Raw genomic sequence first — 14,872 nt, 5'->3', positions numbered from 1 at the left:
GTCACGGATGAAAATCGAAGAGGATCGCTTTATCAGTCCCGTGGCGCAGCCGGCGGAAGAGGTGCAGGATCGGGCCATCCGCCCGAAAATGCTGCAGGACTATCACGGCCAGCCCCGCGTGCGCGAACAGATGGAGATCTTTATCCATGCCGCTCGCAATCGCGGCGAGGCGCTGGATCACACGCTGATCTTCGGTCCGCCGGGGCTGGGTAAAACCACCCTGGCCAATATCATCTCCAACGAGATGGGCTCGCAGATCAAGACCACCTCGGGCCCGGTGCTGGAAAAGGCCGGGGATGTGGCGGCGCTGCTGACCAATCTTGAGCCCAACGATGTGCTGTTTATTGACGAGATCCACCGTCTCAGTGCCAACGTGGAGGAGGTGCTCTATCCCGCCATGGAGGACTATCAGCTCGATATCATGATCGGCGAGGGGCCGGCGGCGCGCTCCATCAAGATCGATCTGCCTCCCTTTACCCTGGTTGGTGCGACCACCCGTGCCGGGCTGCTGACCTCGCCGCTGCGTGACCGCTTCGGCATAGTGCAGCGGCTTGAATACTACAGTGTTGATGATCTGACCCGGATCGTTATGCGCTCGGCGCAGCTCTCCGATACGCCGATCGAGGAAGAGGGTGCCCGCGAGGTGGCCTGCCGATCCCGTGGTACGCCGCGTATCGCCAACCGCCTGCTGCGCCGTGCCCGGGATTACGCCGAAGTGCGGGGTGAGGGTCGTATTACCCGCGAGATCGCCGATCTGGCGCTGAATATGCTTAACGTGGATGAGCGCGGTTTCGATCATATGGACCGCCGTCTGCTGTTGGCGATGATCGAGAAGTTCGGTGGTGGCCCGGTTGGAGTCGATAACCTGGCAGCGGCGATCAGCGAAGAGCGGGACACCATTGAGGATGTGCTGGAGCCGTTCCTGATTCAGCAGGGATTTATCATGCGCACCCCGCGGGGCAGGGTAGTCACGGATCACGCCTACCTCCACTTCGGGATCGACAGACCTGACCGCGATCAAGCCTGATTCACTATTGGACTTTCGGAGTATGAGGTACTGACGCTAATCAAGGTTGGCGCGGCGCTCCTCTCCTATTATCAGCCCATCTAATAACAGGGTGATGGGTGTCCGACAGTGATTCATTCCAATGGCGATAATCCAAAGCAGGTACTTTACCAGCTGCGGGCGGAGCTCGAAGCCGACCTGCAGGCAATCAAACCGGCCCGGGTGAATGGCAATCTGGCTGCTGAAACGGCGGACGTGCTGGTGGAGCAGATCAAGCATGATCTGCATCGGGTTGATGCCGCCATCGCCCGTATCGATACAGGGCTCTACGGCTACTGTATCGGCTGTGGTGAAGAGATTGAAAACAACCATCTTCGTGCTGATCCGGCTGTTGATCTCTGTGTATCCTGCAGTGGCAAAGTTAAACGCCTTACCGGTCGCGGCTGAACCCCGCCGCTGCCGGCTTGTATAAAATTTCCCTCCTGCTATTGTGTGCCCTCAACCAACCGGATGGGGCAGAGCATGGCGTTCGAGTGGCCTGTGCGGGTCTATATTGAAGACACGGATTTTGGCGGCATCGTCTACTACGTTAATTATCTGAAATTCATGGAGCGCGCACGCACGGAAATGCTCCGCCATCTGGGCTATTCACAGCAGCGCCTTGCTGCCGACCACTGTCTTTTCGTCGTTCACAGCGTCGAATCCCGATATCTGAAACCAGCGAAACTTGATGATGAACTTATTGTGCGCACCGCTATCGAAGAGCGGGGTGCGGCAAGCCTTCTGTTCGCCCAGACGGTGGTTGATTCGCTATCGGGGCAGGTGCTTTGTGAAGGCCTGATCCGGGTGGCCTGTGTAAATAGTACGACCTTTAAACCCCGTCGCTGGCCCAGAGAGCTGGCCGCGGGCATGATGCAACTTGATTGAGCGAGATATTTCGGGAGCTTTACGTGGAAGACAAACTGTCGATCTGGGGCTTGGTGCTTAATGCCAGCTTTGTAGTGCAACTGGTTATGCTGTTGCTGTTGCTGGCCTCCTTCCTGTCCTGGGTAATGATCTTTCAGCGTCGCCAGGTGTTACGGCGTGCGCAGAGTTCCCTGCGGCATTTCGAAGAGCGCTTCTGGTCAGGGGTTGATCTCAGCCACCTGTTTCGCGAGGTCAATGCGACACCGAACCAGGCCTGCGGCGCTGAAAATATTTTTCGCGCCGGCCTGAAAGAGTTTACCCGCCTGACCAAGCAGCCGGGTGTCGATCCCGAGGTCGTTATGAACGGCGTTCAGCGCAGCATGCGGGTGTGTCTTGCCCGTGAAGAAGAGCGTCTCGAACGTCACCTGCCATTCCTCGCCACCGTCGGTTCAACCAGTCCCTATATCGGCCTGTTCGGTACCGTTTGGGGGATCATGAACGCCTTTCGCGGTCTTGCCAATGTCCATCAGGCTACGCTGGCCTCTGTCGCGCCCGGCATCTCCGAAGCGCTGGTTGCAACCGCGATGGGGTTGTTTGCCGCGATTCCGGCGGTGATCGCCTACAACCGCTTCTCGGCCAAGTCCGAGTGGTTGATGAACAGCTACGAAACCTTTGCCGATGAGTTTGCGAGCATTCTCTATCGGCGTGTACACGCGGCAGCCTGAGGTTGGATAGCATGATCAGGAGGGTGCGAAAAAAGCGCAAACTCAACGCCGAAATCAACGTGGTGCCCTATATCGACGTGACCATGGTGCTGCTGATTATCTTCATGGTAACGGCGCCCATGCTCACCCAGGGGGTGGACGTGGATCTGCCGCAGACCAGCGCGGAGCCGGTGGATACCGAGGACAGTGATCCGTTGATCGTCTCAGTGGACCGTGAGGGAGCCTATTACATCAACGTGGGCGGCGCGGACGAGAAGGAACCGATAACCGCAGAAGAGGTCGCAAGCCGGGTCGGTAAGGTGTTGAGTGCGAGCCCGGACAAGCTGCTGCTGGTGCGTGGCGATAAAAACGTCAACTACGATGCCGTGGTTCAGCTGATGGTGTTGCTGAAAGGGGCTGGCGCCTCCAGTGTCGGCCTGGTGACGGAGTAGGCTGGTGGAGTTACGCGGATATATTCTGCCAACGATACTGGCAACGCTGCTGCATGTGGTGATTCTGGGCGGGCTGTTGACCCACTGGGTGGGTACCGCGGAGCCCGAGCGGCGTACCCCGCGTCATATTCAGGCAAAGATGATCGACCTTGAAGCGCTGACCCGGGATGCGGGGCAGAGCTCGGCGCCGCCCGAGCAGGCGGACCCTCAGGCTCAGCAACAGGCCGAAGCCAAACAGCGTCAGGCGGAAGAGACGCGTCGCAAGGCTGCGGAGGCTGAGCGGCAGGCCCAGGAGAAGGCGCGCGCCGAGGTTCAGCGCCAGAAACAGCTGGCTGCCAAGCAGGAGGCGGAAAAAGCCGCCGCTGAGAAAAAGAAAGCGGAACTTGCTGCCAGGAAAAAAGCCGAAGCACTGGCAAAGCAGAAAGCGGCGGAAGAGGCCAAGCGGCAGGAGCAGGCCAGGCGTCAGGCGGAAGAAAAAGCGCAACAGGAGGCTGCTGCCAGGGCGAAAGCTGAAGCCCAGGCTCAGGCCCGTGCGGAAGCCGCTGCAAAGCAGCGCGCAGAAGAGGCCGCAGCGCAGGCGCGGGCGGAACAGGCCCGGCAGGCGGCGCAGAGGGCTCAGGCTGTTGTGGGTGACATCACCAGTTATATTCATGGGCTGCTGCAACGCAACTGGCGTATTCCCGCCACAGCGCGAAACGGCATGGAGGCGGTCGTATCGATCCGCCTGTTGGGGAACGGTGAAATCGACCAGGCGTCTATTGTCGAGAGTAGCGGCGATGCTGCGTTCGATCGCTCTGCGCTGCAGGCGGTCTACCGCACCGAACGCTTCGAAAGAGTCGCCGAGGTCGATCCGATCGTGTTTGAGCGACGGTTGAGATCGATTCGCGTGGTATTCAGGCCGGAAGGATTAAGGTACTAAGGTGGTAAACGGATGAGACAGATACTGATTTCAATCTGCTTTCTTTTGATGGCAACAGCGGCCCGGGCAGAGCTGGTGATTGAGGTGACCCAGGGGGTTGCCGAACCCTCGCCGGTTGCAGTGGTTCCCTTTGGCTGGAGCGGTGGTAGCGCATTACCGGAAGATGTCTCCAAGGTGGTTGAGCAGGATCTGGCGCGCAGTGGCTTTTTCTCGGCGCTGCCGCGGAAAAGCATGCTGAGCTTCCCGACCCGTCAGGGCGATATTTTTTACCGTGACTGGCGAGTATCCGGCGCCGATTACCTTCTGATTGGTCGCATGGAGCCTGCGGCCAATGGTCAGATCAGTATCAATTTCGGTCTTTATGATGTGCTGAAAGAGCAGCCGGTGAAACTGGAAAATAACCTGGTGACTACCAGCACAGCTCAGCTGCGTGACGCGGCGCACTACATTTCCGATCAGGTATTCGAGGCGCTGACCGGCCTCAAAGGTGCCTTTTCCACCCGTATCGTCTATATCCAGGCTGACCGTAACGGCGCTGCCAACAGTTACAAACTGCAGCTGGCGGACTGGGATGGCGCGCGTCCCCGAACTGTCATGGAATCCAGTGAGCCGATCATGTCGCCGAGCTGGTCCCAGGATGGTCGCAAGCTGGCCTATGTGTCATTCGAATCGGGACGTCCGGCTATCTATGTGCAGTACCTGGCCACCGGCAAACGCGAGCGAATCCAGTCGTTTCCGGGGCTCAACGGTGCGCCGGCCTGGTCGCCGGATGGCAACAGCCTGGCGTTGGTGCTGTCGAAGGATGGTAATCCCGAAATCTATGTCCTCAACCTCGCCAATCGACAGCTGCAGCGGATCACCCGTCATTACGCCATCGATACCGAGCCGACCTGGACGCCGGATGGCAAGTCGATCATCTTTACCTCGGACCGGGGTGGGCAGCCGCAGATTTACAAGCTGGATCTGGCCAGCCGTGATCTCGAGCGCCTGACCTGGGAGGGCAACTACAACGCCCGCGGACGACTTACTCAGGATGGGCGTTTTCTGGCGATGGTACATCGTCCTGCCGGGGCGGATTTCACTATCGCGGTACAGGACCTCAAATCCGGGCGTCTTGATATACTGACCGAGGCGGGCCTTGAGGAGTCACCGAGCATCGCGCCCAACGGCAGCATCATTATCTATGCGACCAAGCAGAATGGGCGTGGCGTTCTGTCAGCCGTGTCGCTTGATGGTCAGGTGCGTTTCCGCATGCCCAGCCGCAGCGGAGACGTTCGGGAGCCGGCCTGGAGCCCGTACCTGAACTGATTAACCAAGGATTGTCGCCAAGCAGTATCTATTGTTCTGGCGAGAAGCACGGCGGTGGTTACGGCCATCGTCGTTGCTTGCAAAGCGCAATCGCTGGGATTAGCGTTAGCAAGATTCAAAACGTCGCGAAATTTAACTAGGAGATACCGATGCGAGCTTTGAACGTTTTTAAGGCGGCCACTCTGGGCGCAGCTGTAATTTGGGCAGCCGGCTGTAGCACCACCAGCACAACAACTGAAGGTGGTGAAGGCGCCATGGGCGGCCAGGACGGTTCGGGCTCCGCTAGCTCTTATGGCGTTGATGGCTCCGGCGTTAGCGGCGGCAGTGCAGGCTCCCTGGATCAGCTGCAGACCGTGTTTTACTTTGACTTCGACCAGTCAGTGGTAAAACAGGAAGGTTTCGCTGACCTGGAAGCTCACGCCCGCTACCTGTCAGAGAACCCCTCCGCGTCTATCCGCCTGGAAGGTCACGCTGACGAGCGCGGTACCCGCGAATACAACATCGCTCTGGGCGAGCGTCGCGCGAACTCCGTTGAGCGCCTGCTGGTGGTAAACGGTGCCTCCTCTTCCCAGATCGAAACCATCAGCTACGGCGAAGAAAAGCCGGCCGTAATGGGTAGCGGCGACGCATCCTGGGCGCAGAACCGTCGTGTTGAGCTGAAATACGTATCCCGCTGATGCCTGTATTGCGCCTATACAGCACGCCGTTGTTGACGCTGGCCCTGGTGGCCGGCGCGGCAACGGCCGCTGAAGTTACCCAGATTCCTGTTACCGAAGTGCAGTCGGGCCGTCAGGTTCAGTCTGTCAGCCAGTCCGGGCAGAGTCAGCTGCTGATGATGGTTCAGCAGTTGCAGCAGGAGGTGCGCCAACTCCGCGGGCAGGTTGAGACACAGCAGTACCAGCTTGACAAAATGAAGCAGGAGCAGCGTGATCGCTATCGCGATATCGACCGCCGCTTCAGCGCCATTATCCGCGCCACTGCGCCAGAGGGGAGTGTCATGCCTGAGGCTGATGGCCTGGCATCCGTGCCGCAGGCGAGCGTCACTGCGCCTGCGCAGACCGAGGCACCGGCGCCAGTGGCGACGGCCAACCAGGCTGCCCAGGCGGGTGCCGGCACTGCGCTTGAGGCCTATCAAAGCGCTTTCCAGCTGGTTCGTGAACGTAAGTTCGATGAATCCAAAGCTGCGTTTGATGCGTTTATTCAGCGCTACCCGGACAGTGATCACGTCGCCAATGCCTATTACTGGATCGGTGAAATTGATCTGGCACAGCAGTCGCTGACCGAGGCGCGGGCTTCATTCACCACGGTTGTCGAGCGGTTCTCCAGTCACGTCAAAGTGCCGGATGCGCTCTATAAGCTGGGGGTGGTCGAGAGTCGCCTTGGTAATCTTGAGGCCTCTCAGCATGCATTTCAGCGCCTGATTCAAAATTACCCGCAAAGCTCGGCAGCAGGGCTTGCAGAAAACTATTCACGCTAAACACGGATTTATCGCTTCATGACTCAACCACAAAAACGTGCCGTCGTGCTTCTCTCTGGCGGGCTCGATTCCGCCACCGCACTGGCCATCGCCAAGTCGCAGGGCTACAGCTGCCACGTGCTGAGCTTTGATTACGGCCAGCGCTCGCTGACCGAGCTGAATGCAGCCCGGGAGATCGCCGCATCGGTCGGTGTGACCGAACACCGGGTGTTAAGGTTGAATCTTGAGGATTTCGGCGGTTCTGCGCTGACCGATAAAAGCATCGATGTCCCCGATGGTGAAACCGAGGGGATTCCGGTGACCTACGTGCCGGCGCGAAACACGGTTTTCCTGTCGCTGGCGTTGGGCTGGGCCGAGGTGTTGAATGCCGAGGCGATCTTTATCGGGGTCAATGCCGTGGATTACTCCGGCTATCCGGACTGCCGGCCCGAGTTTATCGACGCGTTCGAGAAAATGGCCAACCTGGCGACCCGTAATGGCGTAAACGGCGACCTGATTAAAATCGAAACACCTCTCATCGATCTGACCAAAGCCCAGATCATCGAGAAGGGGATGCAGCTCGGTATCGATTACAGCAAAACACTCTCCTGTTATCAGGCGGATGATCAGGGGAGGGCCTGTGGTCAGTGTGACAGTTGTCGTTTGCGGGCCAAGGGTTTTGAGGATGCGGGCGTCGCCGATCCGACAATTTACATCGATCGTTAAATTAAGGGTTGCCTTTCATTTCAGGCTGCGTACAATGCGCAGCCCTACGGCGGGTCGTTAGCTCAGTTGGTAGAGCAGTTGGCTTTTAACCAATTGGTCATAGGTTCGAATCCTATACGACCCACCAGCCCCTCTTTTTTCAGGCCGTTTGCCTGTCTATACTCAGGGTCGTTAGCTCAGTTGGTAGAGCAGTTGGCTTTTAACCAATTGGTCATAGGTTCGAATCCTATACGACCCACCACTTTCCCCGTTGTTGTAGCGAAATCGCCTGTTATACCGTGTCGGGAAATATCTGTTTTCGTCACTGTCTAACGAGTACGGTGTGGTATAATTCCGCCCCTTTATTGAGACGTCTGTCGACATTGGTCACCAAGTTAAGAACAGAAAGCATGCTGACGAAACCGGAAATCGATGATCGCATCCTGGTGCAGGAGCACTTTGCTCAGGAGCATTTACCCTCGGCGCTCAGCCCTGAGCAGATTGAAGACTACACCCAGCGCATTCAGGCGCTCCTGAAAGAGAAGGATGCCTGTCTGGTCGCACACTATTATACCGACCCTCTGGTGCAGGAGCTGGCCGAGCGGACGGGGGGCTATGTTGCCGATTCGCTGGAGATGGCGCGCTTCGGTGCCCGCCATGAAGCCAAAACACTGATCGTTGCTGGTGTGCGCTTTATGGGTGAAACCGCGAAGATTCTGAGCCCCGAGAAACGAATTTTGATGCCCACGCTGGAAGCGACCTGTTCGCTGGATCTGGGTTGCCCGATCGATGAGTTTTCGGCGTTCTGTGATGCGCATCCTGACCATGAAGTGGTGGTGTATGCCAACACCTCCGCGGCCGTGAAAGCCCGTGCTGATTGGGTTGTCACATCCGCCATCGGTCTTCAGGTCGTTGAGCACCTGGCGGACCAGGGCAAGAAAATTATCTGGGCGCCGGATAAACATCTGGGTGGTTACATTCAGAAGAATACCGGTGCCGACATGCTGTTGTGGGATGCGGCCTGCATCGTTCACGAGGAGTTCAAGGCCAAGGGGTTGCTTGACCTGAAAGCGGTCTATCCGGAAGCGGGCATCCTGGTTCACCCGGAATCACCCGAGGCGGTGATTGAGTTGGCTGATGCGGTGGGTTCTACCACGCAGCTGATCAAGGCCGCTCAGGAGTTGCCGCACCCGATGTTTATCGTGGCGACCGATCGCGGCATTTTCTACAAAATGCAGCAGGCGGCGCCTGACAAGACCTTTATCGAAGCCCCCACCGGTGGCAGCGGTGCAACCTGCCGCAGCTGTGCGCACTGCCCGTGGATGGCGATGAACGGTCTTGAGAATATTCTGCAGGCTCTGCAGGAAGGCAAGGACGAGGTCCACGTCGATCCGGATCTGATCGAACGTGCACGCATTCCGCTACAGCGCATGCTGGATTTCCAGGTACGCTGAACAGGGTATAAACCCGCAGATCATAGCTAGTGAAAGGCCAGGTTAATCCTGGCCTTTTTGCGTGTGGTGCGCTGTTGGAGCGCTCGGATTACGACAGTCTTTCGTCCATCTCCCGGCGCACGCGCTTGATCTCCTCTTCTACCTGGTTCAAGCGCGCCTCGTCGATGCGGTTCAGGCCTTTTTCGCGGCGTGCGAACTCGAGCTGTTTCTGTGCACGATCTGGCTGGCCGGTGAGCAGGTAGTATTCAATGCGTGCCCGGTGGACTGCGTTGATGTCGCCGCTGAGGCCTTCTGATTCGGCCAGTTGGAACCAGAATGTGGCGTCATCAGGATAGGCTGCCGTGAGCTCCTCAAACGCTTTAACGGCCGCCGGGTGATCACCCGCCTGGCGCTGCACCAGGGCGTAGTAATAGGTGACCGGCATGCTGTCCGGATACAGGTTGCGCAGCTGGGCGGCAAGTTTGACAGCGGGTTTGATGTTCTGGGTGCGCAGGTAGAAATCCAGCAGGGTCAGTTGCACATAGGGGTGGCGTTGCCAGTTGCCGGGCAGTTTATCGAGCGCCTGTTGGGCCTGTTCCGGCTTGCCCAGTTCGAGGGCAGCAAGCATCAGTCCATAGGCGTCAGCGGCAGACGAGTCTGCGTTGGCGCGGAACTGTTCATAGAGTGTCTGCAGGTCTTCGCTGTAATGTACCCGCAGCCGAGTCCTCACCAGCTCATAGACCAGGCTGTTGCTTTTGCCCTGGGGCCGGGGCAGGTTGGCGGCGCGGTTCAGGGAGTCGGCGATGCGTGATTCGGTAACCGGGTGGGTCAACAGAAATTCGGGCGCCCGCTGTCCGGCGAAGCGGTAGCTTTTTTGCAGGCGTGAGAACATCTCCGGCATGGAATAGGGGTCGTAGCCGCTGTTGACCAGGGTCTGCATGCCGACACGGTCCGCCTCCTGCTCGTTACGACGGCTGAAGGCCAGTTGTGCCTGAGCCGACCCGCCCAGGGTCGATGCCAGACCGGCGCTGCCCGCCTGGCCGTCAGCCGATGCGAGCAGAATGCTCGCCAGTATGCCGGCCAGCACCAGGGGGCGATTGCGCCGGCTCTCTTCGAGCTGCTGGGCATAGTGGCGTTGGCTGAGGTGGGCAAGTTCGTGGGCGAGTACGGAGGCCAGCTCGGCCTCTGACTGCGACGCAGTCACCAGACCGCCGTGGACCCCGACGATGCCGCCGGGGACGGCGAATGCGTTGAAGGTTTTGTTGTCCAGGGCGATCAGCTCCAGGCGCCGGTCACGCAGCTCGCTATGGGGTACGATCTGCCAGAGCAGGTCCTGCAGGTACTGTTTGACCATCGGATCGTCGAGCAGAGTGGCCCGCCCGCGCAGCACACGTGCCCAGGCTCTGCCGAGTTCGTGTTCATCCTGTAGAGTGATCACACTGGAGGTGGAGTCGGTGAGAATCGGTAGCAGAGGTTCCGCAGCCCGGGTGCTGACCGGTGAAAGCGTCGTGATGACAAGGCCGCAAACCAGGTAGCCTCTGAAGCGGGCTTTCACCTGTGTCCATGCATTTTTCTGCGCGTTTTTCTGGTATAAAGTCCGTCGCATACAGCTCTGCAGTCGTTGGAGGTCCTGAATCAATGCAGCACACACCGACCGAATCGGAAATTACCGAACAGCTCGATGCCAGTGGGCTCGCCTGTCCGTTGCCGCTTCTGAAAGCGAAGCAGGCACTCAGCCGAATGGCGCCCGGAGAGGTGCTGAAAGTGATCGCGACCGATAGTGGGTCGGTTCGTGATTTCCGTGTCTACGTTGACAATAGCGACCACGAAATGCTCGATTCGTTCACCGAAGGTGAATCCTATATCCATATCATAAGGCGTGGAACGATGATGCAGAAAGGGGGCAAAACGCCGAATGCGTAAAATTCTCAATAAGTGGATCGATCGCTACTTTTCCGACGAAGAGGCGCTGTTTCTCTTTCTGCTGATTCTCGGTGCGCTGGCTGTCATCATCTTCCTTGGCGCACCGCTGGCACCGGTTTTTGCCAGCCTGATTATCGCGTTTCTGATGCAGGGGCTGGTGACCTGGCTGCAGGAGCGGGGGGTGTCGCATCTGCCCTCGGTGATCCTGGTATTTCTGCTGTTTGTCGGTTTCCTCGCCGGCTTCCTGCTGTTTGTGATGCCGATCGCCTGGCGTCAGCTGGTCAACCTGTTTAACGAGTTGCCGGGCATGGTGGTGCAGGTACAGAGCCTGCTGCTGTTGCTGCCGGAGAAATACCCCAACCTGGTGTCCGAAGAGCAGATTCGTCAGTTGATCGGCGTGGCGGCATCGGAGCTGAGCCAGCTGGGACAGTGGGTGGTGACCTTTTCACTCAACTCGCTGACCGGTATCGCCGCGATGGCGATCTACCTCGTGCTGGTGCCGATCCTGGTGTTCTTTTTCCTGAAGGATGGCGAGTCTATGCTCAACTCCTGCTCGGCGTTGCTGCCGGCAAAGCGGGACATGATGACGCGTATCTGGCATGAGATGGATATTCAGATTGCCAATTATGTCCGCGGCAAGGCGATAGAGATCCTGATCGTTGGTGGCGTGACCTGGATCGTGTTTGTGCTGCTGGGGATCAACTACGCGGCGCTGCTGGCGTTGATGGTCGGTCTGTCGGTTCTGATTCCCTATATCGGCGCGGCACTGGTGACACTGCCGATCGCGCTGATTGCGTTTTTCCAGTGGGGCTGGAGCGGCGACTTTATGTGGCTGATGATCGCCTATGCCGTTATTCAGGCGCTGGATGGCAACGTGCTGGTGCCGTTGCTGTTCTCAGAAGCGGTGAACCTGCACCCTGTATCGATCATCGTCTCGGTGCTGGTGTTCGGCAGTCTCTGGGGATTCTGGGGCTTGTTCTTCGCGATTCCGCTGGCGACGCTGGTCAAGGCGGTGGTCAACGCCTGGCCGATAGCGATCGCCAGCCATGTAGAGCAAGAGCACGCCGGAAGCTGAACCCGGCCGCTCAGCGTATCACTCTGCCAGGATCTGGGCAGTGTGTTCCTTGGTTTTCACCTTCTTGATCACATCGGTAATCGTGCCGTCTTCGTCGATCAGGAAGGTGGTACGAACCGTTCCCATGTATTCTTTGCCGTAGTTCTTTTTCAGCTGCCAGGTACCGAACAGTTCGTGAACACTGTTATCCGTGTCGGCGATCAGCGGGAAAGGCAGGTCATATTTTGCGATAAAGTTCTGGTGTTTCTTCTCGGTATCGGTGCTTACGCCGATCACCTGGTAGCCCTCGGCCTGCAGGCGCTCGTAATTATCTCTCAGATCACACGCCTGAGCGGTGCACCCGGGGGTGTTATCGCGCGGGTAGAAATAGAGAACGACCTTCTTGCCACGGAACTGGCTCAGGCTTATCGGGTCTCCATTCTGGTCGACGGCATTGAAATCCGGGGCAGGTTGTCCAGCTTCTAGCATTGCTTGGCTCCTTGGCACATCTTCTGTTGTGAAAAAAAGTGGTGTCCCTCTACGCGAGAGGGCGCCAAATCGTTTAAAATACTCGCCTTTTACGATATTTAAAGCCGGCCCGATCATAATCGGGCGGCGGTTGTTCCTCCGGCGTGGCAACAGTACCATAGCCGGGCTCAAATCAGATGGAGAGAAAAATGATTCGCGGCAGTATTGTAGCGCTCGTGACCCCTATGCATCCTAACGGTGACGTCGACTGGGACGCGCTGGATAAGGTGATCGATCTCCATCTCGAAAAGGGGACCGCTGCAATCGGTGCAGTCGGTACAACCGGCGAATCCGCAACGCTGGACTACGATGAGCACCTTGAAGTCATCAAGCACACCATCAAGCGCGTCGACGGACGTATTCCCGTTGTTGCAGGTACCGGTGCAAACTCCACCCGCGAGGCGATCGAACTGACCCGCCGCGCCAAGGATGCCGGTGCCGATTACAGTCTGCTGGTTACGCCTTACTACAACAAGCCCAGCCAGGAGGGGATGTACCAGCACTTCAAGGCGATCGCCGATGCTGTCGATATCCCGCAGATCCTGTACAACGTACCGGGCCGTACCGGCTGCGACATGCTGCCGGAAACCGTGTTCCGCCTGATGGACCATCCGAATATCGTGGGCATCAAGGAAGCGACCGGTGATCTTGAGCGTGCCAAGACACTGATTGACGGTGTCTGCGAAGGTTTTGCGGTTTACTCCGGTGATGATGGTACCGCCATCGAACTGATCCTGCTGGGTGGCCAGGGTAATATCTCTGTTACGGCCAATGTGGCGCCTGCGGAAATGGCGCAGCTTTGCCAGCTGGGACTTGAGGGTAAAGCCGAAGAGGCGCGGGCGTTGCAGCAGAAGCTGATGCCGTTGCATACCAAGCTTTTTGTTGAGGCCAACCCGATCCCGGTGAAGTGGGCGATGTATGAAATGGGGCTGATCGACAATGGAATCCGCCTCCCGTTGACGGTGCTTGCCGAGCAGTACCACGAGGAAGTTCGCAACGCGCTGCGTGAATGCGGCGTTATCTGACAGGCAGGGATATGATCAGAAAAAACTCATACTCACTTCTAGCGCTGGGGATAGCCTCGGTGCTGGGCGGCTGTAGCGCCCTTGAGAACAACCCGATTTATGGCGACAACGCGATAGTACGGGATCGCGGCCAGGACTACGAGCTGGCCCAGCCGGCGGAAAGACTGGTAATCCCCCCCGGCATGGCCGCGCGTGAGATGGAGGATCAACTGGTCGTTCCCAAAGCGGGCATGACGGCATCGGTCAGTCAGGGCGAGTTCGAAGTACCGCGGCCCGAGTTCTTCTATGTCGAGTCCGGTAGCGAAAAGGTCAATATGAAGCGCCTGGATGGCGAGCGCGTCATCGTCGTCGATGAGCCGATTGCCGATGTCTGGGTGAAGCTCAAGGAGTTCTGGTCCTTCAACGATATCGATCTATCCCTGTCCGATCCGCGTCAGGGCGTGATGGAAACGGAATGGATCACCCTGGATGGTGATGATTACAACTTTGTCGATGCCTGGCTCAAGCGCCTGACATTCCAGGATATAGAGGGTGCAAGCCGCAACAAGCTGCGTGTCGTTCTGCGTCCCGACCCGGAGGATTACCAGCGCACCTCTGTCCGCATGCAGCATGCCGGCTTCCCGGCGGAGCAGGAAGTCAGCGCAATAGACTGGGATAATCAGTCCCAGGATGTTGAGTACAAGTCAGACATGATGTTTGAAATGCTGCGCTACCTGAGCAAGGCATCGGAGCCGGACTCCCAGAGTCTGCTGGCGCTGCAGGAACAGACCCGGGACAACCCCCAGGTAGGCCGGGACTCGCGTGGTAATCCGGTGTTGAAGCTCGGCGCGCCGATCGATCAGGCCTGGACGCAGTTGAACGCTGCGGTTGACGCTGCCGAGTTGGATGTCGGTACGCGTGATCAGGGGACAGGTATGATCTACCTGACCTACACTACGTTAACCCGGGTGGATGACACCGAGCGGATGGGCTTCTTTGAGTGGCTCAACTCGGATCGTGAGGATATTACCTTCGACGCCAACTTCCTCGGCGGTGCGCTGGGCGGTGATGCGGACGAGGATGCTCCGGATGCGATCCGTTACAGCTCGGGTAAGACTGCCGCAGGGGATGAGGTGCAGGCCGATGTAGCCGCAGACCTGGCCGATCCGAACAACCTGGCCAACCAGGAGGGTTACAAAATCTGGTTTGGTGGCAAGGTTATCTACGTTTTCGGTGGCGGTGACAGCGGCGTCTATAACGAAGATACCGGTAATTATGAACATACCGGTCGCTACCAGCTGAAGATGAACCGTACCCGCAACGGCGTCTTCCTGTCTGTACTTACCGATCAGGGGCTCGAGGCGCCGGACGTGGTGGCCGAAGAGATTCTCTGGGATATCAAAGATCACCTGCCCGAGAGCTGATAGCAGGCTTTCGGTTGGCAAAACCCCGCGCAGACGGGATTTTTGGAGAG

Annotated in this window: 17 protein-coding genes and 2 tRNA genes; 17 read left to right on the top strand and 2 right to left on the bottom strand. The window is 58.1% G+C overall.

All coding sequences use genetic code 11. From position 1 onward, the window contains the following. Positions 1-7: 7 nt before the first annotated feature. From ruvB to nadA, 13 genes are all read left to right on the top strand, one after another. Positions 8-1,027 (top strand): Holliday junction branch migration DNA helicase RuvB, encoded by a 1,020-nt coding sequence (gene ruvB / locus ACQUQP_RS12860; RefSeq protein WP_432695429.1) that lies wholly within the window; start codon positions 8-10, stop codon positions 1,025-1,027. A gap of 108 nt (positions 1,028-1,135) precedes the next feature. Continuing rightward, complete coding sequence (locus ACQUQP_RS12855) at positions 1,136-1,453, top strand: TraR/DksA family transcriptional regulator (RefSeq protein ID WP_432695428.1); 318 nt, start codon at positions 1,136-1,138, stop codon at positions 1,451-1,453. 75 nt (positions 1,454-1,528) lie between these two features. Continuing rightward, positions 1,529-1,933, top strand: coding sequence for a tol-pal system-associated acyl-CoA thioesterase (gene ybgC / locus ACQUQP_RS12850; protein WP_432695427.1), 405 nt, complete (start codon positions 1,529-1,531; stop codon positions 1,931-1,933). A 23-nt stretch (positions 1,934-1,956) separates the two neighbouring features. Further along, a complete protein-coding gene (gene tolQ / locus ACQUQP_RS12845; RefSeq protein ID WP_432695426.1) occupies positions 1,957-2,637 on the top strand; it encodes a protein TolQ in 681 nt (226 codons plus the stop codon). 11 nt (positions 2,638-2,648) lie between these two features. Beyond that, complete coding sequence (gene tolR, locus ACQUQP_RS12840) at positions 2,649-3,068, top strand: protein TolR (protein WP_432695425.1); 420 nt, start codon at positions 2,649-2,651, stop codon at positions 3,066-3,068. Between the two features lie 4 nt (positions 3,069-3,072). Next, positions 3,073-3,987, top strand: a complete 915-nt coding sequence (gene tolA / locus ACQUQP_RS12835) for a cell envelope integrity protein TolA (protein WP_432695424.1) — start codon at positions 3,073-3,075, stop codon at positions 3,985-3,987. 12 nt (positions 3,988-3,999) lie between these two features. Further along, positions 4,000-5,295 carry a Tol-Pal system beta propeller repeat protein TolB gene (gene tolB, locus ACQUQP_RS12830; RefSeq protein WP_432695423.1) on the top strand — a complete coding sequence of 432 codons (1,296 nt, stop codon included), beginning with the start codon at positions 4,000-4,002 and terminating at the stop codon, positions 5,293-5,295. 149 nt (positions 5,296-5,444) lie between these two features. Beyond that, on the top strand, positions 5,445-5,972 hold the full coding sequence (gene pal, locus ACQUQP_RS12825; protein ID WP_432695422.1) for a peptidoglycan-associated lipoprotein Pal: 528 nt from the start codon (positions 5,445-5,447) through the stop codon (positions 5,970-5,972). Next, positions 5,972-6,772, top strand: a complete 801-nt coding sequence (gene ybgF / locus ACQUQP_RS12820) for a tol-pal system protein YbgF (protein ID WP_432695421.1) — start codon at positions 5,972-5,974, stop codon at positions 6,770-6,772. Before pal ends, ybgF begins: the two co-directional genes overlap by 1 nt. Before the next feature lie 18 nt (positions 6,773-6,790). Further along, complete coding sequence (gene queC / locus ACQUQP_RS12815) at positions 6,791-7,477, top strand: 7-cyano-7-deazaguanine synthase QueC (protein ID WP_432695420.1); 687 nt, start codon at positions 6,791-6,793, stop codon at positions 7,475-7,477. 51 nt (positions 7,478-7,528) lie between these two features. Beyond that, positions 7,529-7,604, top strand: a tRNA-Lys gene (locus ACQUQP_RS12810). Positions 7,605-7,642: 38 nt separating this feature from the next. After that, positions 7,643-7,718: transfer RNA gene (locus tag ACQUQP_RS12805), tRNA-Lys, on the top strand. A 148-nt stretch (positions 7,719-7,866) separates the two neighbouring features. Then, positions 7,867-8,910, top strand: coding sequence for a quinolinate synthase NadA (gene nadA, locus ACQUQP_RS12800; protein ID WP_432695419.1), 1,044 nt, complete (start codon positions 7,867-7,869; stop codon positions 8,908-8,910). Positions 8,911-8,998: 88 nt separating this feature from the next. Here the strand turns inward: nadA and ACQUQP_RS12795 are convergent, their stop codons facing one another. Continuing rightward, positions 8,999-10,495: a M48 family metalloprotease gene (locus ACQUQP_RS12795; protein ID WP_432695418.1), complete on the bottom strand. Its 1,497-nt coding sequence runs from the start codon at positions 10,493-10,495 to the stop codon at positions 8,999-9,001. A gap of 32 nt (positions 10,496-10,527) precedes the next feature. Here ACQUQP_RS12795 and ACQUQP_RS12790 point away from each other — a divergent pair, with 32 nt between their 5' ends. Further along, positions 10,528-10,812 carry a sulfurtransferase TusA family protein gene (locus ACQUQP_RS12790; RefSeq protein WP_432695417.1) on the top strand — a complete coding sequence of 95 codons (285 nt, stop codon included), beginning with the start codon at positions 10,528-10,530 and terminating at the stop codon, positions 10,810-10,812. Beyond that, the gene (locus ACQUQP_RS12785) at positions 10,805-11,887 is read left to right on the top strand and encodes an AI-2E family transporter (RefSeq protein ID WP_432695416.1); all 1,083 of its coding nucleotides are present in this window, start codon (positions 10,805-10,807) and stop codon (positions 11,885-11,887) included. Before ACQUQP_RS12790 ends, ACQUQP_RS12785 begins: the two co-directional genes overlap by 8 nt. Positions 11,888-11,905: 18 nt before the next feature. On the opposite strand, the gene bcp is transcribed toward ACQUQP_RS12785, so the two are convergent. Next, positions 11,906-12,355, bottom strand: coding sequence for a thioredoxin-dependent thiol peroxidase (gene bcp, locus ACQUQP_RS12780; RefSeq protein WP_432695415.1), 450 nt, complete (start codon positions 12,353-12,355; stop codon positions 11,906-11,908). A 188-nt stretch (positions 12,356-12,543) separates the two neighbouring features. On the opposite strand from bcp, the gene dapA reads away from it, so the two are divergent. Both dapA and bamC read left to right on the top strand, forming a co-directional pair. Continuing rightward, positions 12,544-13,419, top strand: coding sequence for a 4-hydroxy-tetrahydrodipicolinate synthase (gene dapA, locus ACQUQP_RS12775; RefSeq protein ID WP_432695414.1), 876 nt, complete (start codon positions 12,544-12,546; stop codon positions 13,417-13,419). An 11-nt stretch (positions 13,420-13,430) separates the two neighbouring features. After that, positions 13,431-14,822, top strand: a complete 1,392-nt coding sequence (gene bamC / locus ACQUQP_RS12770) for an outer membrane protein assembly factor BamC (RefSeq protein ID WP_432695413.1) — start codon at positions 13,431-13,433, stop codon at positions 14,820-14,822. The last annotated feature ends 50 nt before the right edge of the window (positions 14,823-14,872 follow it).

Source organism: Marinobacterium sp. YM272, from assembly GCF_050908845.1.
GTDB lineage: Bacteria > Pseudomonadota > Gammaproteobacteria > Pseudomonadales > Balneatricaceae > Marinobacterium_D.
Note: the sequence above shows the minus strand (reverse complement) of the source record. Positions and strands in the feature narration are given on the sequence as shown.

Coding starts and splice junctions, on each gene's coding strand:
- ACQUQP_RS12785 (WP_432695416.1), top strand. CDS start 10,805: ATGCGTAAAATTCTCAATAAGTGGATCGATCGCTACTTTTCCGACGAA.
- ruvB (WP_432695429.1), top strand. CDS start 8: ATGAAAATCGAAGAGGATCGCTTTATCAGTCCCGTGGCGCAGCCGGCG.
- pal (WP_432695422.1), top strand. CDS start 5,445: ATGCGAGCTTTGAACGTTTTTAAGGCGGCCACTCTGGGCGCAGCTGTA.
- tolR (WP_432695425.1), top strand. CDS start 2,649: ATGATCAGGAGGGTGCGAAAAAAGCGCAAACTCAACGCCGAAATCAAC.
- dapA (WP_432695414.1), top strand. CDS start 12,544: ATGATTCGCGGCAGTATTGTAGCGCTCGTGACCCCTATGCATCCTAAC.
- ACQUQP_RS12790 (WP_432695417.1), top strand. CDS start 10,528: ATGCAGCACACACCGACCGAATCGGAAATTACCGAACAGCTCGATGCC.
- tolB (WP_432695423.1), top strand. CDS start 4,000: ATGAGACAGATACTGATTTCAATCTGCTTTCTTTTGATGGCAACAGCG.
- nadA (WP_432695419.1), top strand. CDS start 7,867: ATGCTGACGAAACCGGAAATCGATGATCGCATCCTGGTGCAGGAGCAC.
- ybgC (WP_432695427.1), top strand. CDS start 1,529: ATGGCGTTCGAGTGGCCTGTGCGGGTCTATATTGAAGACACGGATTTT.
- ybgF (WP_432695421.1), top strand. CDS start 5,972: ATGCCTGTATTGCGCCTATACAGCACGCCGTTGTTGACGCTGGCCCTG.
- ACQUQP_RS12795 (WP_432695418.1), bottom strand. CDS start 10,495: ATGCGACGGACTTTATACCAGAAAAACGCGCAGAAAAATGCATGGACA.
- bamC (WP_432695413.1), top strand. CDS start 13,431: ATGATCAGAAAAAACTCATACTCACTTCTAGCGCTGGGGATAGCCTCG.
- queC (WP_432695420.1), top strand. CDS start 6,791: ATGACTCAACCACAAAAACGTGCCGTCGTGCTTCTCTCTGGCGGGCTC.
- bcp (WP_432695415.1), bottom strand. CDS start 12,355: ATGCTAGAAGCTGGACAACCTGCCCCGGATTTCAATGCCGTCGACCAG.